This window comes from Hydrotalea sp. GW822-HT8A01 (genome assembly GCF_058798575.1).
This window is the reverse complement of the sequence record NZ_CM179506.1, coordinates 1,078,100-1,097,126: the sequence shown is the minus strand read 5'-3', so window position 1 is coordinate 1,097,126 and position 19,027 is coordinate 1,078,100. Positions and strand designations below refer to the sequence as shown.

Annotated in this window: 19 protein-coding genes and 1 tRNA gene; 14 read left to right on the top strand and 6 right to left on the bottom strand. The window is 39.2% G+C overall.

Translation table 11 applies throughout. The annotated features are described in order from the left end of the window. Nucleotides 1–77: 77 nt before the first annotated feature. From AC3QLY_RS04820 to pxpB, 4 genes are read right to left on the bottom strand one after another with little or no spacing between them, the layout of a single operon-like run. On the bottom strand, nt 78–1,256 hold the full coding sequence (locus AC3QLY_RS04820) for an NRAMP family divalent metal transporter (RefSeq protein WP_492990791.1): 1,179 nt from the start codon (nt 1,254–1,256) through the stop codon (nt 78–80). After that, nucleotides 1,237–1,977: a 5-oxoprolinase subunit PxpA gene (locus tag AC3QLY_RS04815; protein WP_218331650.1), complete on the bottom strand. Its 741-nt coding sequence runs from the start codon at nt 1,975–1,977 to the stop codon at nt 1,237–1,239. Before AC3QLY_RS04815 ends, AC3QLY_RS04820 begins: the two co-directional genes overlap by 20 nt. Continuing rightward, entirely contained in the window at nt 1,964–2,965 is a 1,002-nt protein-coding gene (locus AC3QLY_RS04810) for a 5-oxoprolinase subunit C family protein (protein ID WP_218331647.1), read from the bottom strand. Before AC3QLY_RS04810 ends, AC3QLY_RS04815 begins: the two co-directional genes overlap by 14 nt. Continuing rightward, nucleotides 2,956–3,684, bottom strand: a complete 729-nt coding sequence (pxpB, locus tag AC3QLY_RS04805; RefSeq protein WP_218331645.1) for a 5-oxoprolinase subunit PxpB — start codon at nt 3,682–3,684, stop codon at nt 2,956–2,958. Before pxpB ends, AC3QLY_RS04810 begins: the two co-directional genes overlap by 10 nt. Before the next feature lie 135 nt (nt 3,685–3,819). Here pxpB and AC3QLY_RS04800 point away from each other — a divergent pair. Then, nucleotides 3,820–3,892: transfer RNA gene (locus AC3QLY_RS04800), tRNA-Lys, on the top strand. A gap of 458 nt (nt 3,893–4,350) precedes the next feature. Here AC3QLY_RS04800 and AC3QLY_RS04795 read toward each other — a convergent pair. Next, nucleotides 4,351–5,034, bottom strand: coding sequence for an IS982 family transposase (locus AC3QLY_RS04795; protein WP_288072245.1), 684 nt, complete (start codon nt 5,032–5,034; stop codon nt 4,351–4,353). Between the two features lie 1,308 nt (nt 5,035–6,342). On the opposite strand from AC3QLY_RS04795, the gene AC3QLY_RS04790 reads away from it, so the two are divergent. The 12 genes from AC3QLY_RS04790 to moaCB all read left to right on the top strand — a co-directional run bounded on the left by AC3QLY_RS04790 (nt 6,343) and on the right by moaCB (nt 16,868). Beyond that, entirely contained in the window at nt 6,343–6,804 is a 462-nt protein-coding gene (locus tag AC3QLY_RS04790) for a (2Fe-2S)-binding protein (RefSeq protein WP_074418470.1), read from the top strand. Between the two features lie 19 nt (nt 6,805–6,823). Then, nucleotides 6,824–9,031, top strand: coding sequence for a xanthine dehydrogenase family protein molybdopterin-binding subunit (locus AC3QLY_RS04785; protein WP_218330778.1), 2,208 nt, complete (start codon nt 6,824–6,826; stop codon nt 9,029–9,031). 111 nt (nt 9,032–9,142) lie between these two features. Further along, nucleotides 9,143–9,553 (top strand): c-type cytochrome, encoded by a 411-nt coding sequence (locus tag AC3QLY_RS04780; RefSeq protein ID WP_218330779.1) that lies wholly within the window; start codon nt 9,143–9,145, stop codon nt 9,551–9,553. A 20-nt stretch (nt 9,554–9,573) separates the two neighbouring features. Next, on the top strand, nt 9,574–10,677 hold the full coding sequence (locus AC3QLY_RS04775) for an XdhC family protein (RefSeq protein WP_074418473.1): 1,104 nt from the start codon (nt 9,574–9,576) through the stop codon (nt 10,675–10,677). Next, a complete protein-coding gene (locus AC3QLY_RS04770) occupies nt 10,674–11,285 on the top strand; it encodes a nucleotidyltransferase family protein (RefSeq protein ID WP_074419280.1) in 612 nt (203 codons plus the stop codon). The genes AC3QLY_RS04775 and AC3QLY_RS04770 overlap by 4 nt, the downstream gene beginning before the upstream one ends. Further along, nucleotides 11,266–12,255 carry a GTP 3',8-cyclase MoaA gene (gene moaA / locus AC3QLY_RS04765; protein ID WP_228733135.1) on the top strand — a complete coding sequence of 330 codons (990 nt, stop codon included), beginning with the start codon at nt 11,266–11,268 and terminating at the stop codon, nt 12,253–12,255. Before AC3QLY_RS04770 ends, moaA begins: the two co-directional genes overlap by 20 nt. An 11-nt stretch (nt 12,256–12,266) precedes the next feature. Continuing rightward, nucleotides 12,267–13,442 (top strand): molybdopterin molybdotransferase MoeA, encoded by a 1,176-nt coding sequence (locus AC3QLY_RS04760; RefSeq protein ID WP_218330780.1) that lies wholly within the window; start codon nt 12,267–12,269, stop codon nt 13,440–13,442. Between the two features lie 12 nt (nt 13,443–13,454). Beyond that, entirely contained in the window at nt 13,455–14,180 is a 726-nt protein-coding gene (locus tag AC3QLY_RS04755) for a sulfite exporter TauE/SafE family protein (RefSeq protein WP_492990786.1), read from the top strand. A 15-nt stretch (nt 14,181–14,195) separates the two neighbouring features. Further along, complete coding sequence (locus AC3QLY_RS04750) at nt 14,196–14,423, top strand: MoaD/ThiS family protein (protein ID WP_074419270.1); 228 nt, start codon at nt 14,196–14,198, stop codon at nt 14,421–14,423. A gap of 2 nt (nt 14,424–14,425) precedes the next feature. Further along, entirely contained in the window at nt 14,426–15,511 is a 1,086-nt protein-coding gene (locus AC3QLY_RS04745) for a ThiF family adenylyltransferase (protein ID WP_492990784.1), read from the top strand. Between the two features lie 3 nt (nt 15,512–15,514). Next, the gene (locus tag AC3QLY_RS04740) at nt 15,515–15,958 is read left to right on the top strand and encodes a molybdenum cofactor biosynthesis protein MoaE (RefSeq protein ID WP_492990783.1); all 444 of its coding nucleotides are present in this window, start codon (nt 15,515–15,517) and stop codon (nt 15,956–15,958) included. A gap of 1 nt (nt 15,959) precedes the next feature. Beyond that, nucleotides 15,960–16,868 carry a bifunctional molybdenum cofactor biosynthesis protein MoaC/MoaB gene (gene moaCB, locus AC3QLY_RS04735; protein ID WP_492990781.1) on the top strand — a complete coding sequence of 303 codons (909 nt, stop codon included), beginning with the start codon at nt 15,960–15,962 and terminating at the stop codon, nt 16,866–16,868. 36 nt (nt 16,869–16,904) lie between these two features. Here the strand turns inward: moaCB and AC3QLY_RS04730 are convergent, their stop codons facing one another. Next, entirely contained in the window at nt 16,905–17,753 is an 849-nt protein-coding gene (locus AC3QLY_RS04730; RefSeq protein WP_218330782.1) for a helix-turn-helix domain-containing protein, read from the bottom strand. Nucleotides 17,754–17,952: 199 nt separating this feature from the next. On the opposite strand from AC3QLY_RS04730, the gene AC3QLY_RS04725 reads away from it, so the two are divergent. Then, nucleotides 17,953–18,924, top strand: coding sequence for a phytanoyl-CoA dioxygenase family protein (locus AC3QLY_RS04725; protein WP_218330783.1), 972 nt, complete (start codon nt 17,953–17,955; stop codon nt 18,922–18,924). The last annotated feature ends 103 nt before the right edge of the window (nt 18,925–19,027 follow it).

Genomic DNA, 19,027 nt, shown 5'->3' with positions numbered 1-19,027 from the left:
TTTTGCGGGGGCAATTAATTTCATATGGATAATTTTAATGCTACTATAAATTAAAGATTAATTAAAAAACATTTTTTTTAATTAATCTTTATAGTTTGCATCGCCATCCAAAACATGGCTACTACCACCAACCAACCCAATATTTGTAACCACAATGCATGCCGATAATTAGGAGTTATACGATATTTAAGCGCAGCTAACAAAATAATCACCAATGCCAGGGGTAAAATAAATCCATTTACTGTGCCTGCAAGCACCAATACTGTTACAGGTTGGCCCACCCATTCAAATATACCGGCCGACAATACAATAAATCCCGATACCCAAATTTTTTGATGGACTTCTATTCCCGGATGGAATGTTTTAATGAACGAAATAGCCGTAAAAGATGCACCAATAACCGAGGTAATAGAAGCTGCCCACATAACCATTCCAAAAAAGAAATAACCCATATTGCCGGCAACAATTTTAAATACCGATGCCGCAGGGTTAGCAGCATCTATCCACTTGCCCTGCACCACCACACCTAATGCCGCTAAAAACAGAACAAAGCGCATAATTCCCGTTAGCACAATACCCGTAACAGCGCCTTTATTTACCTTTCCAAGATTAGTAATACCGGTAATACCCGCTTCTAATAAACGATGGGCGCCCGCAAAAGAAATATAACCACCTACCGTACCACCTACAATGGTAATAATGGCGAGTGCACTCACCTTGCCGGGCCATACCATTTGCACCATGGCGTCTGCAACGGGTGGATGGGCTACAAAGGCTACATAACAGGTTAATACAATCATCAATATTCCCATGTATTTGGTAAATACGTCCATGGCACGGCCTGCATCTTTCTGCCAAAAAATGAACAATGTAATGGCTGCACTGATGGCAGCACCAATGGGGGTGGGTAAGCCGGTACATACCTGTATACCTAAACCTGCCCCGGCAATATTACCGGTATTAAAAGCAATGCCTCCGAATACAATCATAGCTGCCAATACATAACCCAAACCCGGAAACAGTTGATTGGCCAGATCCTGAGCCCGTAAATGGCTCATGGTAATCATACGCCAGATATTGAGCTGTACGGCAATGTCTATTAAAATAGTAATTACAATTACAAAGGCAAAAGCCGCACCCAACTGCTTGGTAAACACGGTGGTTTGTGTTAAAAATCCCGGCCCTATGGCCGATGTTGCCATTAAAAAAGCCGCACCAATAATGGCTGTACTTGTTTTAGAGGGTTTGGATGTCAATGCCGTTTTGTTTGAGTGTATGATAAATGGTTTTAGCAAAATCTACTGCATGTGCCCCATCACCATGCAGGCAAAGCGTATCGGCAGCAATGAATATTTTATTTCCCGAAAGGGTTGTTACCTGCCTGTTTTGTACCATTGTTAATACTTGCTGCAAAGCCGCCTCCGTTGTTTCAATGAGTGCTTGAGGTGCTGAACGCGGTGTTAATTGGCCGTTATCCTGATAAGTTCTGTCGGCAAATACCTCAGCTGCGGTTTGCAATCCTATATCCTTGCAGGCATCCATTAAATAACTGCCACTCAGTGCATATACGATTAATTTGGGGTATAAAGTATGCAATATTTTGGCTATCTGTCCTGCCAGTACCACATCAGCCGATGCCATATTATACAATGCACCATGCAGTTTTATATGATGCAAGGAGGTTTCCATTGCTTCGCAAATTTGCTGTAATGCTTCTATTTGCTGTTGTATCAATACCAATAACTCCGGTTCAGTTAACGGTATGGGCTTTCTGCCAAAATTGGCTTTGTCGTTAAAGCCGGGATGGGCACCAATGGCAACCCCATACTGCAAACACAATGCTACCGTTTTGCGCATGGTGGCAGCATCTCCGGCATGAAATCCGCAGGCTATATTGGCACTGGAAATAAAGGGCATCAGCAGGGCATCGGTATTCATACCTTCGCCCAAATCGCAATTCAAATCAATGGATAGCATAGTCCGTAAATAATTTGTTGAGTGTTGCTGCCGCTGCATACTGCAGTTGCTGTAAATATTGTTGTTGTTGCTGCATGAGTTGGTGTGCCTCATGTAGTGATACGCTTTTAAAACGTAGTGTTTGATGCGGCCTTATTTGCGCCAATGTAGGTATAGCGGCGCTGCACACCGTTGCAGGAATGGGGTATCCGCCCGTTGTTTGATGCCCGGCCATTAACACAATGCACTGTCCGTTAGGCAGTAATTGTATGGTGCCATTGGTAACGGCAGTAGATAATACCGTAACAGGCAAATGTAGTTGTATAGGTTCACTTTGTAAATAATAACCCATTCGGTTGCTATTGGATTGAACAGTATAGGTGTTATTGAGAAAAAGTTGTTGTGCCTGCGTCGATAAATCTTTCCAATCTTTACTCACTATCACAGGTATTGCGTCGGTATGCAAATACCATTGTTTGGCATCGGCCTGAATATGAAAAATAAATACATCTTTTCCCTCTAATAAACCACTGTAATCTATTGATTCCTGTAACAGCAATTCATCGTGTTTTTTTAAATAGCGGCCTTTATAGCCGCCACATCCGGCAAGGGTATTGGTACTAAAACTTCCCATCCATGATTCTAATGCAAAGCCAGTATGAATAGCTAAATAACACCAAGCGCCAGACTTTACCTGTTTAAATTGCAACACACAATTTTTTTGAATGATAAAAGGTGTATTCAATGGAATGGGTACATCATTCACCCAGGCAGAAAAATCGGCACCACTCAACGCTACCAATGCCTGCTGCTCAAATAGCAAAACGGGAGCCGGGAAACTCATTTCAATCACCGGGCATTCCAGGGAATTGTTCACTAAAATATTTGCTACGGCAGCGGCAGTTTTGTCCATGGCACCATCGGGATTAATGCCGAGGTATTGCCAGCCATATCGGCCGGTATCCTGAATAGAATCGGCTATTCCCTGTTTAATGACAACTACAGACACGTGTTCTTGTTTTGTTTCAATGAATAAAAAGTATCTATATCAATCGGCACAAATTGTACCCGGTTACCGGGTTGCAACAGTGCGGGTTGCTTTCTGTTTTGTTGAAATAGGGCTTCTGGCGTTTGGCCAATAATATGCCAGCCTCCCGGCGAATGAAAGGGATAAATACCCGTTTGGCGGCCTGCAATTCCTACACTACCTGCAGCTACTTGTTTGGCAGGTTGCGCTTTACGCGGCATTGCCAAACTTTCGGGAACAGTGCCCATATAGGCAAAACCGGGTAAAAAGCCTAACATAAAGACCCGGTATATTTCATTGCTATGCCATTGTATCAATGTTGCTACAGTAATATTTTTTGCGGCACAAAATGCAGTTAAATCCGGTGCTACGGCCGGATCATAACAAACCGGAATTCGTACTATAGGCTGTTCAACCTCCTTCCTATTGGTACAGTTTATCAAAACACCCTCCACAAAATTCCTTACATACCCCTCTATATTTTCTATTCCCTGTTTCCATAAAGCAACCGGATTGTAAAGGATGGTAATGCTACTATAGGCCGGAATAACATCGCGTATAAAATCTTTTTTTTCTTGTTGAAAACATTGGAAAAGTGCCTGTACCTGATGGTTGATGGCTTCATCAATGGTATTACCCCAATCAATAACAATAGCCGTATCACTCAATGAATAAACACGGAAGGCAGCAGGCATGTGCATGATGAACGTAATTTAGGGAGGGTTAAGGTACAAAGAAAACAGGTGTTGATAAAAGGAATATTAAAATAAATGGTTGGAAAAACCTTAATACAACAACTATTATATTATCATAATAAGTACTTTTGCAACCTCACCGACTCCGTAGCTCAGTTGGTAGAGCTACTGACTCTTAATCAGTAGGTCCAGGGTTCGAGTCCCTGCGGGGTCACGGTTTTAATTTACCCGATCGTATAATGGCAGTACTTCAGATTCTGGCTCTGATAGTTCAGGTTCGAGTCCTGATCGGGTAACTAATGTTATGATGAAGCTGGTTTTATTTTTTGGCTGAATAAGGTTATACGCTAATTATATTTTAAAAGCATTATGCATTCAATGTAATAACTTTTTTGTTTTGGATGATTTTATCGGTCCGCTTAGGGAGTGTAAAATAAACTGTGTAATAATATATTGATAGAACAGAGCCAGTAGCAAAGTTCTTGCTTTAATAAAGGCATCATTTTTATAAATTCAAAAGGTATTCTGTCTGGATAAATAATACTTAATCCAGGTTTCCTGTTTTAAATAATTGCCTTTACTTGAAAAGCAAAAACGAATAGTAATATTTTAAGCAAGAATCCACCCTTTGTAACTGCATGAATTGACTGAGATGTCAGTTCTACAATTTCGCTAATGGTGGTTTCTACGCGTTTTCTCATGATATTCTTTATAAACCTCTGATAAGGTTTGTCTGCTCCTTTGCTGTTTGCCTTCCTGCATATCTTCAGCTCTATCAATTCTGTTTCTTTGTATAGCTCTTCCTTCCAGTTGGTATGCCGTGTAGGCACTGTCTCCAAATAAAGTACTTTCGGGCGGCAAATCCATAAACATTTTTTGCAGGGCATTCACATCATGTTCGCTGCCAGGCGAAAAGCAAAGTTCAACCGCTATGCCGTCTTTGGTTGTAATCAACTGTACTTTTACACCATAAAAGTATTCCTGTTTACTGGCATTAAAACCCCACCATTGCTCACCCTTCAATAGTTTACTGCGGCTGATACGTATGTTATCACAGGCTTTCAAAGGAAATGAATCAATAATGCATTCCAGCTCTGCACACATATACTTAAACAGCCTGCCAATATGCAAAAACAGCCACATCAACAGCGTGGCCACCTTATGGAGCCGCTTATTGAAACCACTCTTGCCAATCATTGCCGGCACCATATTATGTGTCCGCATATAATTGATGGCATGGAACTGGTTCCCTTTAAAAGAAAGAGCGGACACTAATGCCGTGCTGATAATCTCACTGTCACTTACTTTACGCTCCTTGTGTTCGACATGATGGATACCTTTGAGTATATCATCCACTAAACAGTAAATACTAATAACTTTGTCCTAAAGCATTTGAATAGAAATTTTGTTTTCGCAACTCAAAATTATTCTGTTTCAAATGCTTCTATTTTAGGAAACTTGAATTATATACTAATACTATAATCAACGATTTGGTATTAGTTATGAAATTACGCCCTTAGTACAATGGTATAAAAGCGAAGGCAGTGCCCCATTCAGCAAGACCAATAATTTACTTTTTGATCCCGGTATAATTTTTAGGGGGAACCATGGGTTTAATTTTGTACCAAGGTTAGCATTTGAAACTCAGGGCAGGTATGGTTTTACCCCTGTATTCAATAAAGTGTATTTACAAACAAAGGATGTAGATTATTGGTTTTCGATATCATTTCCAACGCGTTTTGGTAACAATGCACCTGCTTCAGTTGGTGGAAATTTGCAAGTAGGCTTTACATTTAATTAGGGGAAAAAAGGGCCATTCTGTAGAAACAGAATAGCCTCTAACGATTGCTTGCCATATGAAAAATCTTAAAAATATTTTCTCTCTTGTTCCCCTGTGCAATGTAAAAGTGCAAGTTTCTTTTATTATGAACAAACAATAATTTATATCAATTTATGATATCCAAAGTAAAAAAATAATTATAACTATATTATAATCAATTACTTATGAATATTTTAACGTGATGTCCAAAATAAATTATTAAAATAAATATTTAATTTTTTATTCTATTTTTTGATAAAATTCTCAAAAAAATAATTAATTATTAAAATTATCGTCTAAAATTTATAATTTTAAGACAGAAAATAAAACATATAATTTAATATAATATTAAATATTGCTTCAATTATGCCCCCTGTCCTCAATTTGCCAGTGGGTTTAGGGTACAAAATTTTACCCTGCAAAGAAACAGCTTCAAAATGATGTTACATATAAAATACCCTAAAGCAATTACGAAGAAAACGGGTGTTGAAAAACTAAGTGTATGGTATCGGTTGAAACCCGTTTTTGGCGGGTACCTGTGAAAGAAAAAATTCAGCAAATGCTGTAACCTTTCATGCAAAAATCGTTATATCCAATAACGGCGGTTTGGCGTCATCCTCGAAGCAGTATATAAAAATTTATCTCAGTCTAATTTTTCTGTTAAAATTTAAACATCAGTACAAATGTTTTGTTTGCGCTATTGTTTTGCTTAAATTTAAACTTTGATTGTTGCATGGTCGGTATGTTCGTTTTGTTTGGAGATTATAGCATTCCAAGTTTTATGAAATCGTTTCAAAGCTACTGTTCTGTAAAAAAAATATTTCAATCTATAAAAAAAGTAAATCATGATTACTTTAACCGTAAACAATAAAACCTATACAATTGATGTGGCACCTGAAATGCCTCTGTTATGGGCTATTAGAGATTATGTTGATTTAACAGGCACCAAATTTGGCTGCGGTATTGCACAATGTGGTGCCTGTACCGTACATGTAAATGGCACTCCCGTTAGGTCGTGTAGTTTTCCGGTTGCTGCTGCCGCAGGTAAAAATATTACCACCATTGAAGGGTTAGATGAAAACAAAGCTGGTCAGGCCGTTCAAAAAGCCTGGATTGAATTGCAAGTACCACAATGTGGCTACTGCCAATCGGGTCAAATTATGAGTGCTACAGCACTGCTAAAAAACAAGCCCAAACCTACTGATGCCGATATTGACGCTGCCATGCAGGGAAATTTATGCAGGTGTGGCACTTATCAGCGCATCCGTTCTGCCATTCATCGTGCCTCAGAAATCATGAACGCTTAATCCATAAAAATATCAAAATATGTCGGAGTCTACTTCAACCATAAATCGTCGTAATTTCCTGAAATTATCAGGATTTACAGGCACCGGCCTTATGATTGGCCTATCATTAAAAGCAAATGGAGAATCTGTAATTGAAAAAATTACCCAGTCTTACCTGGAAAAACAGAAAGCACTACAGAAGCTAACAGGAGCCGGTTCAAGGTATGATTTATCGCCTTTTGTAATCATAGAACCTACCGGACAAATAACCCTCATGAATCCCCGTCCCGAAATTGGTCAGGGGGTTTATCAATCTGTACCGTCATTAATTGCAGAAGAATTAGAAGTACCATTAGAAGGCGTTACCATTCAACAAACCGGAGGGCAAAAAAAATATGGCAATGGCCAGTTTTCCGGAGGTAGTGCATCGGTAAGAACCAGTTATATGCAAATGCGCCAAATTGGTGCTGCCGCCAAAGAAATGTTAGTGATGGCTGCTGCGCAGCAATGGGGTGTACCAGTAAGTGAATGTTATGCCGATAATGCAAAAATTATGCATCGTCCATCAGGCAAAACTTTGGGATATGGCGATGTAGCTGCTGCTGCCGCAAAATTGGAAGTGCCTAAAAATCCAACATTAAAAGATCCAAAAAACTTTAAAATACTAGGTAAACGGTATCCACGGCCAGATGTTCCTCTAAAATCAACCGGCAAAGCAATGTTTGGTATTGATGTAAAAGTGCCCGGTATGGTATATGCCTCTATTGAGCGTTGCCCGGTGTTTGGCGGAAAATTGGTGAGGTATGATGATACAGCCGCAAAAAAAGTGAAAGGCGTAATTGGAGTTGAAACCTGTGAACGCGATATTAATGGCCATCATTCCGTGGGTGTTGCAGTACTGGCTGAAAATTACTGGGCAGCCCTGCAGGGAAGAAAAGCATTGAAAGTTACCTGGGATTATGATGGGAATGAATCCTTTAATTCAAAAGATTTTGCTGAAAGCTTACGCCAATCGGCTAAAGAAGAAGGGGCTATCGACCATCAATCAGGTGATTTTGATAAAGCCTTTGCCGAAGCGCCGGTTAAATTAGAAGCCTTTTATGAAACACCTGTGGTTTCACATTCGCCCATAGAGCCTATGAATTGTGTTTGTAATTGGTATGATGGCAATAAAATTGAAATTTGGGCATCTACGCAAGTACCGGGTAGAATTATGGATCAGTTCACTAAAAAGTATAATATTCCTGAAGAAAACATCACCATTCATGTATTATTTAGCGGAGGTGGTTTTGGAAGAAGATTGTATCCCGACTATGTAGAAGAAGCAATTGAGCTCAGTAAAAAAATTGGCAAACCCGTTAAATCATTATGGACAAGAGAGGATGATACCAAAATGGGTCCCTTCCGCCCCATGACTTTTTCGGCATTTAAAGGTGCATTAGACGCAAATGGTAACCCGTTAGCCTTTCAACACAAAGTAATTGCACCAACCTTAGATGGCAATAAAAATTACGATAAAACAAAGTCGAATGGCACTATGACGGAAGGTATTAGTGAACAGAAATACGAAATTCCGAATATGAAAAATTTGTACGTGTTTCATTATATGCCGGTTCCATTGGCTGCATGGCGAGCGGTTACCAGTACTACACTGGCTTTTTCGCATGAAAGTTTTATAGATGAAATGGCGGTAGCAGCTAAAAAAGACCCCATGGCATTTCGGTTAGATATGCTTGCAAAAGATACTGACACCAAAACCCTTATGCAAAAACTAAAAGAAGTATCTAAATGGGAAACACCTTTACCGGCAGGATGGGGCAGGGGTGTTGCACAATGGGAGTTTTTTGCAGGATTGGCCGGTTATGTGGTAGAGGTTTCAAAAAAAGGTAATGGCATTCAAATAGAAAAAGCATACGCTGTAATTGATTTGGGAACGGTGGTAAATCCCGATACGGTAGAAGCGCAGGTGCAGGGAGCTGCCGTTATGGCTTTAACTGCCGCCATTAAAAATGGCATTACCTTCAACAATGGTCAAACGGTTCAAAGTAATTTCAACAACAATCCATTGGTACGCATCAATGAAATGCCACCGGTTGAAGTGCACATTATTGCCAATGGCGGTCCTAAAATAAAAGGCGTGGGCGAACCGGGTTTGCCACCTTTTGCTCCGGCACTCTGTAATGCTATTTATGCAGCCACCGGAAAAAGAATTCGCAAATTGCCTTTTGATATCAACCATATTGTTTAACCATTCAAGTATAAATGAATTGTGCATGAAATAGCCCCGTGGAATGTTACAAACTAACCGGACGAATCATTCTGCTATTTCATAAGACCAATGGAAACATAAAATGTACACATGAAAAAACTAATCAGTAGCATGGCATTGTTAACGCTTGGCGTTTTGGCTGTTTCTTTTCAACAGGACAAGGCATTATTGAAAGAAAGCATAGCAAGAGGTAAGGAAGCATACGGCATGTATTGCCAAAATTGCCACATGGAAGATGGCAAGGGACAGGAGGGCGTTTTTCCGCCTTTGGCCAAATCAGATTTTATGCAAAAGCCGATAGCTGAATTAATTAATGTGGTATTAAAAGGGCAAACTGGTGCAATTACCGTGAATGGGGTATCGTTTAACAATATTATGCCGGCACAGGATTATTTAACCAGCGAACAAATTGCGGATATTTTAAATTATACCAGAAATAGCTGGGGCAACCGCTTAAAGGGAATGGTTACTCCGGAACAGGTGAATCACTTGCGTGAATAAGCAGCAGAACATGAAGCGGCATGAAAGAAATAAAAGATATTATTGCAGCGTATGATGCGGCTTGCCGTTTACAACAACAAACAGCATTGGCCACTGTGGTGCATGTGGATGGTTCTTCTTACAGAAGGCCCGGTGCCAGAATGTTGGTGAATGAAACGGGCGAATTAACCGGTGCCATCAGCGGCGGATGTTTGGAAGGTGATGCTTTGAAAAAAGCATTGTTGGCCATGCATCAGGATAAAAAGAAAATAGTGGTGTATGATACTACCGATGAAGATGATGCTAAACTGGGTATTCAGTTAGGTTGCAATGGCATTGTTTCAATATTGTTTGAACCCTTATGCATCAACGATACCAATGAACATGCCCCTATTCAGCTATTACGCAAAGCCGTGGCCGACAGAAAACCTGCACAACTGATATGCGGTTATGCACTGGAAGATGATCAGCATTTCGGTACTACTACTGCTGAATTTCTGCCACTTTCATTACAACAACAGTTAGCAGAACCGATTGCCTCGGTTATTGCAACAGAAAAATCGGATCATGTGATGGTTGCTTGGGAGGGGAAAAAACACCAATTTTTTATTCAATGGGTGCAGCCTTCCATTCAGTTGGTAATTGTGGGTGCTGGCAATGACGTGATGCCATTGGCGCAGATAGCAGCAACGCTGGGATGGGATGTGGTAATAGCTGATGGAAGAAAAACACATGCAACCCATCAACGCTTCCCTATGGCAAATCGAATCTTGATAAGTAAACCTGAAGAAGTAGCAGGAAAATTACAGGCAGATGCCAAAACTGCCGTTGCTTTAATGACGCATAATTATAATTATGATTTGGCTGTGCTCTCAACCTTGCAATCCACACCATTACCTTATATTGGTTTATTGGGGCCAGTCACAAAAAGAAACAGAATGTTACATGATTTAGAACTGCAGGGTATTCACTACAACGAAAAGCAGCTACAAACTATTTATGGACCAACGGGGCTGGATTTAGGTGCAGAAACTGCAGCAGAAATTGCACTCTCCATTGCTGCAGAAATTATGTCGGTGATGCATCAACAATCACCCATTCATTTAAGAGAGAAGTCATTACCCATTCATGCTGCCACAATATGAGTACCGGTGTAATCATACTGGCGGCAGGGGCAGCAACCCGAATAGGACGAGCAAAAATGTTACTGCCGTATCAATCTACCAACCTGTTACTGCATTTGGTTCAGGAGGTGAAACAAATACAGCCGCAACATTTGCTGATTGTTACCGGCTTTTATCACCAACTTATTCTGGAACAAATGAATTGGCAAAAGGATGTGGATATTGTGTACAATGAAAACTGGCAAAAGGGGATGGCTACTTCTATTCAAAAAGGGATTGAGTACGTTATGCAAAAACCATTACCCGTCACACATTTGTTTTTGCTGGTAAGTGATCAGCCTTTTTTGAATAGTACCCTTTTACAAAACATGTTAACCTTGCAACAACATACACAAAAAGGCATTGTAGCAGCAGAATATGATGGCATTATTGGCACGCCAGTTTTATTTGCAGAACAATATTTTGCAAAGTTATTAGAACTGAAAGGAGATGTGGGTGCCAGAAAAATAGTACATCAATACCGAAAAGATGTGGCTACTATTGCTTTTCCTTTAGGGAAATTTGATATTGATACACCGGAGGATTATGAAAAATTTTGCCTCCTTAATAATGAAAGCAATGCTAAATGATACCCATCAACGTAAACATACTTATTTACGTATTTCACTGACCGATAATTGCAACCTTCGTTGTTTTTATTGTATGCCGGCGGCTGATTATACTTTTATGCCATCGGCCAAATTAATGCAGCCGAATGAAATTTTAGAACTGGCCAAAATTTTTGTGAATGAAGGCATCACCAAAATAAGATTAACGGGTGGCGAACCACTGGTTCGGAAAGATGCTCCAAAAATTATTGAATTACTGAGCAGCCTGCCGGCAACATTAACCATTACTACCAATGGTGTTCGGGTACATGAATTTATAGAAAGTTTTAAAGCGGCTGGCATTTCATCTGTAAACATTAGTTTAGATACTTTGCAAAAAGAAAAATTTCAACAACTTACCCGCCGCGATGAATTTAAACGGGTAAAAGCAAATATTGATGCATTGTTACAGCACAACTTTAAAGTAAAAGTAAATGCAGTAGTGGTAAAAGGAGTAAATGACAATGAGCTATTGGATTTTGTGGCATGGACACAACATACCCCCATTGACGTTCGATTTATAGAGTTTATGCCTTTTGATGGAAATCAATGGAAAAGCGATAAATTGGTTACCTGGGCACAAATGCTGGAAACCATTCAAAAAAAGCATACCACCATCTCCATACAAAATGATGTACACGATACCAGTAAACAATACCGTATTGAAAATTATGCCGGTACTTTTGCCGTAATTAGCACCATGAGCGCACCATTCTGTGAAGGATGTAATCGTATTCGTTTAACTGCAGATGGCAAAATGAAAAACTGTTTGTTTGCAGAACAGGAAACAGATTTATTAACACCACTTCGCAACCATCAGGATGTGTTACCGCTTATACGGCAGAATCTTTTAACCAAACACAAAGCGCTGGGCGGACAATTTTCCAAGCAATTTAATTTAATTGATGCCAATTCATTACACAACAGAAGTATGATTGCCATTGGCGGTTAATAAGTAGCAATATGATTTCAGTAGCAACAGCAAAACAAATTATCAACAGTCATTCTAAAACATTGCCAACAATAGAACGTCCTATTCTTCAAGCACCAGGCTATGCATTGGCACAAACCATCGTAAGTCCTATTCAGTTTCCTGCATTTCGTCAATCCTCTATGGATGGTTATGCTATTTATTATGTTGAAAAAGAAAAAACATTGCTCATTCAGGATGCATTACCTGCCGGAACTTCACAACAATTAACGTTAGAAAACGGAATGGCCATTCGCGTTTATACCGGAGGCCCTATACCGGATGGTGCCGATTGCGTTGTACAAAAAGAATATGTAAATCTAATTAACCAATCTATTCAAATACAATCCGATCGTATAGTTCAGTTGGGCGATCACATTCGGGAAAAAGGCTCCGATATAGAAAAAAATACAGTTTTAATTGAAGCAGGAACTGTTCTGCGTCCGGCACATATTGGTTTGTTGGCCAGTGCCGGTATTACAAACGTGCCTGTTATTCAAAAACCATCTGTTGCTATTTTACTTACCGGAAACGAATTGGTACAGCCGGGCCAATCCTTACAATTTGGGCAGGTGTTCGACTCTAATGCATTCGCCATTCAGGCACATTTAAAACAAGCCGGTATTGAAAATATTGCAGTGCATTATTTAAAAGATGACCTGAATGATACCATTGCAAACATTAATGCTGCGGTACAAGAATATGATTTGATATTACTGACCGGTGGCGTAAGTGCGGGAGATTATGATTTTGTTCCTGCCGCCTGTATCAAAGCGGGTATAGAACAGCACTTTCATAAAGTGAAGCAACGACCCGGGAAACCATTGTTTTTTGGGACACAGCAAAACCGGCTGGTATTTGGTTTGCCGGGAAATCCGGGTGCAGTTTTATCCTGTTTGTATCAGTATGTATTGCCCGCCATCGATCAATTGTGTGGAACCCATACTATTCAAACAACTACTGCCCATTTAAAAGCACCATTTAAAAAAACAATTCCGCTTACACAATTCCTGAAAGGATACTATGAATCAGGAGAAGTAACTGTTTTGCCGGCACAGGCTTCTTATCAGTTAAGTGCATTGGGAAAGGCGAACTGTTGGATAGAGCTGGAAGAAGAGTGGACATTCATTGCCGCACAGCAGGAAGTAAAAATATATTTATTTATTTAGAACTATCATTGTATGCATGAAATTTGGTTGTACATTTTGTTTTTTTTGGTAGCGTTTTTTTATTCCAGTATTGGGCATGGTGGTGCCAGTGGTTATTTGGCTGTAATGGCCTTGTTAAGTTTTAGTCCGGCTGTAATGAAGCCCACATCTTTATTGCTCAACACATTGGTATCTTTCATTGCCTTTGTTTCATTTTATCGAGCCGGTCATTTCAAATCTAAATTGTTATGGCCATTAATAGCAGCCTCTATTCCATTTGCGTTTATTGGCAGTATAATGCCAGTTTCAGATTCAATTTATAAAAAGCTATTAGGGGTAGTATTACTCATTTCTATTATTCGGCTTTTGTATCAAAATTCTGAAAAGCCTTTAAATCCGTCGCCCAAATGGTATGTATTGTTTGTAATAGGTGCCATTATCGGGTTGGTTTCCGGAATGATTGGCATGGGCGGAGGAATATTATTGGCTCCGGTTTTATTGCTGATGGGATGGTCTACACAAAAACAAACAGCCGCAATCTGTGCTATCTTTATATTTTTAAATTCTTTATCCGGCATGGCAGGTCAAATTAAAACAGGATTTCCGCTCAGTACACAAATCATTTATATTGTTATCATCGTATTATTGGGTGGGTGGGTGGGCGCTTATACTGGTTCAAAAAAACTCAATGAAAAAAGTATGAAGTACATGCTGGCCGTAGTTTTAATCATGGCTTCCATCAAACTTTTATTTGTATAATCAATAGATTAAAAAATGGAAATACTATTTTTTGGAAATCTCATCGATATTACCCGGCAGCCTAAAGAATTGATAGAGGGCGTTGCTGATACAGCAGCATTAAAACAGTTGCTGGAAAAAAAATACCAGCCATTGCAAACAGCAAAATATTTTATAGCGGTAAATGGTAAAATGGTGCAGGAAAATACAATTTTAAACAAGGGAGATACGGTGGCATTGATGCCACCATTTTCAGGAGGATAAATATGTTTGAACAAAAACGATATAGCAGGCAAATGATATTGCCTGGTTTTGGCTTGGCAGCACAACAAAAGCTGTATCAGGCAAAAATCTTGATTGTGGGAATCGGTGCATTGGGTTGTCCTGCCTTGCAATATCTGGTTGGCGCAGGTGTTGGAGAAATAGGTATCATAGATGGGGATACCATACAATTGCATAATCTGCATCGCCAAACTTTATTTAATACTTCTGAAGTGGGTGAAAAAAAGGTAACCGTTGCAGCAGCAAAAATGCAGGCATTGAACCCTGAAACACACATAACGGTATACCCCTTTCACATCAATAATCACAATGCACTACAAATCCTGACAGGGTATGATATAGTGATAGATGCTACCGATAATTTTTCTGCAAAATATATGTTGAATGATGCCTGTGCTCTTTTAAATATTCCTTTGATATACGGTGCTGTTTCCGTGTATGAAGGGCAGTTGACGGTTTTCAATTACACAAAAAATAATGGAAGAAATATTCAGTATCGGGATGTTTTTCCTGTGCCACCGGCAGCAGATGAAATTAAATCCTGCGAAGAAGCCGGAGTACTGGGTATGTTGCCGGGAATGATTGGTACCATGCAGGCTACAGAAGCTGTTAAATTAATAACAGGATTAGGCCGTTTGTTAGACGGCAGATTATTTACCTACCATGTTTTGAATGCTGTGGTTTATGAAATTGAATTGTTGAAAAAGAAGGCACTTACTGCAATTGACCGTTCTACTTTTGAAGCCATGGATTATGAATTGCATTGTGCCACTGAAACAGCTATTTCTGAAATCAGTATTCCTGAATTTAAAAAAAAGCAAAAAGAAAATCAATTTTTTGTAATTGATGTTCGTGAATACCATGAATATCCCACCATTGATTTTGCTGATCTGCATGTACCTGCTTCAGAACTCTATGCTTTCAATAACGAATTACCCGGCAATAAAGATATTTGTGTAATTTGTCAGCATGGAATTAGAAGCGTGTATGCAGCAGCGCAGTTACAACAGCACACCCAACAAAAAGTATATAGTTTAAAAGGTGGATTAACTGCCTATTTTAATCAGTAGTATATGAAAACAAAAAGTATTAAAAATATATTTGTGGAAGGCGCCATTGCTCCGCAAAAAATTACCAATAGCATTGCACAACACGCCACCCAAAAAAATATTGGCGCACACAGCATATTTTTAGGCCAGGTACGGGCCGATGAAAAAGAAGGAGGAAGGGTACAAGCAATAGAATATACCACTTACAAAGAAATGGCTCTGCAGCAAATGCACGATATAAGAGAAGATTTATTTCAAAAATACGAACTTACATGTATGCACGTGTATCACAGCTTAGGCGTAGTTCCGGCAGGCAAAATCAGTTTATTTGTATTTATTTCATCAACACATCGTAAGGCATCTATTGCAGCCTGTGAAGAATTGGTTGAAGCCATTAAATTTCAATTACCTATTTGGGGGAAAGAAATTTTGAATAATCAAGATACTGTTTGGAAAGAAAATCATTAATATGGTCAACATCACCCATAAATCAAACAGCTTACGTATAGCCATTGCTGTTGCAACCGTAAAAACATCTGCTCCTGAAACCATAGTAGCCATCCAGGAAAAAAGAGTGCCCAAGGGAGATGTGTTTTCATTCGCAAAAGTAGCCGCATTGTTTGCTATCAAAAAAACCAGCGAGGTAATTCCGGATTGCCATCCATTACCAGTTGAATTTGCCGATGTTCAGTTTACTATCCGGGAATTATCGGTAGAAATCATTGTTGAAGTGCATACCATTTATAAAACCGGTGTAGAAGTAGAGGCCATGCATGGCGCTGCTGTTGCTGCATTAACCTTGTATGATATGTTGAAACCCATTGATCCGCAAATAGAAATTCAGCATATTCGTCTGTTATCAAAATCAGGCGGAAAAACCGATCGTAAAATGTTGAATACGGCAAAGCTTCAGGCGGTAGTGATTGTTTGTTCCGACAGTATTTATAATCAAAAGGCAACAGACAAGGCCGGCTTAGCCGTAATAGAAAAACTCAAATCATTTCAAATACAAACGGCGCATTATGCTGTTATTCCCGATGAGCGTTCATACATTCAGGAACAAATACAACGGTATGCCATTGATGAAATTCAATTATTGTTTTTTGTTGGAGGCACCGGTGTTTCAGAAAGAGATATAACACCGGATGCTGTTCGCCCATTATTAGATATGGAACTGCCGGGCATTATGGAAGAAGCCCGCCGTTACGGTCAGGAACGAATGCCTTATGCCATGCTGTCGAGAAGTGTTGCCGGTTTTATTAAAAACACTTTGGTATTAACCCTACCCGGCTCTACCGGAGGTGCAACAGAATACATGGAAGCTTTGTTTCCGGCAGTATTGCATGCTTTGGAAATAAAAAACAATCAGCCACATTAATTTGAAGCATTATTGAATGTAGCGTTTGCTTTAATGTTAGTTGTTTAAATAATGCTTTCTGAAAACAGAAGGGGTTACTCCGGTAACTGCTTTGAAGGTTTTATTGAAATGTGAAATATTGCCAAAGCCACACTCAAAACAAACATTGGTAATGTTTTGATGATACAGCAATAATTTTTTTGCCTGATTGATGCGGTATTGGTTAAGAAATTCAGTAAAAGTGAAATGTGTTGCTTTTTTAAAATATCTGCAAAACGCTGCAGTAGTTAAACTGCATAGCCTGGCTACATCCTTTACGTCAATCGATTGCTGATAGTGTAATTCAATAAATTGATAAACCTGCTGCAAGCGTTGATTTTCTTTTTGTAATACTGAAACAGATACGGGTTTTACATGCAGCGTTTCTTTTTCATCACTATTTGCTAAAAGTTGAAGTACCTGCAATAACCGGATTAATTTTTCAAAATGTGGTAATGTTCGTATTTCTTTTAGAAGCGTTCCTGCCTTCAATTTTGTATCGCCATAAAAAACCAGACCTTCCTTTGCCAGTTCAAGCAGGGTTCTAATAGCACCAAATTCCGAAATAGAAATTATTCCATCCCCCAAAAAATCTTCCCGCATTTGAATAACAACGGTTTCTACTTTGTTTTTAACTCCATAATCAAAATTGAGGTGTGGTATATTAGGACCAATCAATGCCAGATCACTGCCTTCATAATTGGAAATATGATTACCAATATGCCTTAAACCCTTAGGTGATTCTACATATACAATTTCATATTCTGGATGAAAATGCCAGTAAAAAATATCATTTAAATTAGGATTCTGCAAAATCCGCAATGAACTGTCAGGGCCGGTTTCGCAGTTTTCTCTTTTAGCCCGCATGGTGCTGTATTTGTAAACAAACTGTAATTTATCGAAAAAAATTATCAATACAGCATATAAATTGGTCAATGGGCTATTTGTAACCCTACTTCTATACTTGTACTTTTATTGCATGAAAATAACGGTTGCTATGGGGTTTAATACTTTATACCGTTTATTCACTTAAAAAACGATTCATTCATTGTAATAATTTTAGCGTATGCAGGAAAAAACAATGGCAGCAGTGATGGTGCCCACAAACGCACATAAAGATATTCCCGGGAACCCTTCTGTAACAAAATCAAGTCAACATAAACTGAACGACAGAAGTAATGGTAAATCATTACGCGTACTTAGTGAGGAAGACTGGCAGTTTTGGATAACCAATGGTTATATTGTTATTAAAAATGCCGTACCGCGAGAACAGGCTTTAGCAACGGCTCAGTTTTTATGGGAGTTTGAAGAAAAAGATCCCAATAACCCTGCAACCTGGTATTCGGCACCACGCGCCGACATGCAAATGAAAGAACTGATTAATACCGGTATGGTGGAAGTATATAACCACCAACATTTATGGAATAACCGTATGACACAGCGTGTATACGATGCATTTGTAGATATTTGGGGAACGGAAAAATTATGGGTAACCATTGATCGGGCGAATTTAAATTTCCCCATTAGGCCAGGTTTTGAATACAAAGGCTTTATTCATTGGGATTATGATCCGGAAACAAAACCGGTAAATGTGCAGGGTGTACTGGCATTGGCCGATCAAAAAGATGAAGATATGGGTGGTTTTCAATGTGTTCCGGAATTATTTAGAACCTATGATGCCTGGAAAACCACACAACCAGCCAATCGTGATCATTTTAAACCGGATATAATGGGATTTGAATTGGTGAAGGTAAAAATGGGGGCAGGTGATTTGCTCATCTTTAACAGCTTGCAACCGCATGGCATCAGGCCCAATAATAGTAAAAATAAAGTGCGCATTGCACAATATATTTCCATGATGCCTGCCGAAGAAGAAAATAAAGCATTAAAAAACTGGCGTGTTGATTCCTGGAAAAATCGCATTGCTCCGGAGGGGTATGCTTTTCCAGGAGATCCGCGAAAATGGGAACAAACCCGTTATGGAACAGCACAATTAAATGCATTGGGAAAAAAATTATTGGGTTTAGAAAAATGGTAGTATGCGTTTCTAACTGAATATAAATTGTTCTTTTTATCCCCCACATCAGCGCAACAAATTGTTGGGCTGTTTTTTTATGATATATACAAAGTGTTCGGAAATG

Excerpts from the sequence above, each read along its gene's own strand:
- AC3QLY_RS04815 (WP_218331650.1), bottom strand. The coding sequence starts at position 1,977 with ATGCTATCCATTGATTTGAATTGCGATTTGGGCGAAGGTATGAATACC.
- pxpB (WP_218331645.1), bottom strand. The coding sequence starts at position 3,684 with ATGCACATGCCTGCTGCCTTCCGTGTTTATTCATTGAGTGATACGGCT.
- AC3QLY_RS04790 (WP_074418470.1), top strand. The coding sequence starts at position 6,343 with ATGATTACTTTAACCGTAAACAATAAAACCTATACAATTGATGTGGCA.
- AC3QLY_RS04785 (WP_218330778.1), top strand. The coding sequence starts at position 6,824 with ATGTCGGAGTCTACTTCAACCATAAATCGTCGTAATTTCCTGAAATTA.
- AC3QLY_RS04780 (WP_218330779.1), top strand. The coding sequence starts at position 9,143 with ATGAAAAAACTAATCAGTAGCATGGCATTGTTAACGCTTGGCGTTTTG.
- AC3QLY_RS04775 (WP_074418473.1), top strand. The coding sequence starts at position 9,574 with ATGAAAGAAATAAAAGATATTATTGCAGCGTATGATGCGGCTTGCCGT.
- AC3QLY_RS04770 (WP_074419280.1), top strand. The coding sequence starts at position 10,674 with ATGAGTACCGGTGTAATCATACTGGCGGCAGGGGCAGCAACCCGAATA.
- moaA (WP_228733135.1), top strand. The coding sequence starts at position 11,266 with ATGAAAGCAATGCTAAATGATACCCATCAACGTAAACATACTTATTTA.
- AC3QLY_RS04760 (WP_218330780.1), top strand. The coding sequence starts at position 12,267 with ATGATTTCAGTAGCAACAGCAAAACAAATTATCAACAGTCATTCTAAA.
- AC3QLY_RS04755 (WP_492990786.1), top strand. The coding sequence starts at position 13,455 with ATGCATGAAATTTGGTTGTACATTTTGTTTTTTTTGGTAGCGTTTTTT.
- AC3QLY_RS04750 (WP_074419270.1), top strand. The coding sequence starts at position 14,196 with ATGGAAATACTATTTTTTGGAAATCTCATCGATATTACCCGGCAGCCT.
- AC3QLY_RS04745 (WP_492990784.1), top strand. The coding sequence starts at position 14,426 with ATGTTTGAACAAAAACGATATAGCAGGCAAATGATATTGCCTGGTTTT.
- AC3QLY_RS04740 (WP_492990783.1), top strand. The coding sequence starts at position 15,515 with ATGAAAACAAAAAGTATTAAAAATATATTTGTGGAAGGCGCCATTGCT.
- moaCB (WP_492990781.1), top strand. The coding sequence starts at position 15,960 with ATGGTCAACATCACCCATAAATCAAACAGCTTACGTATAGCCATTGCT.
- AC3QLY_RS04730 (WP_218330782.1), bottom strand. The coding sequence starts at position 17,753 with ATGCGGGCTAAAAGAGAAAACTGCGAAACCGGCCCTGACAGTTCATTG.
- AC3QLY_RS04725 (WP_218330783.1), top strand. The coding sequence starts at position 17,953 with ATGCAGGAAAAAACAATGGCAGCAGTGATGGTGCCCACAAACGCACAT.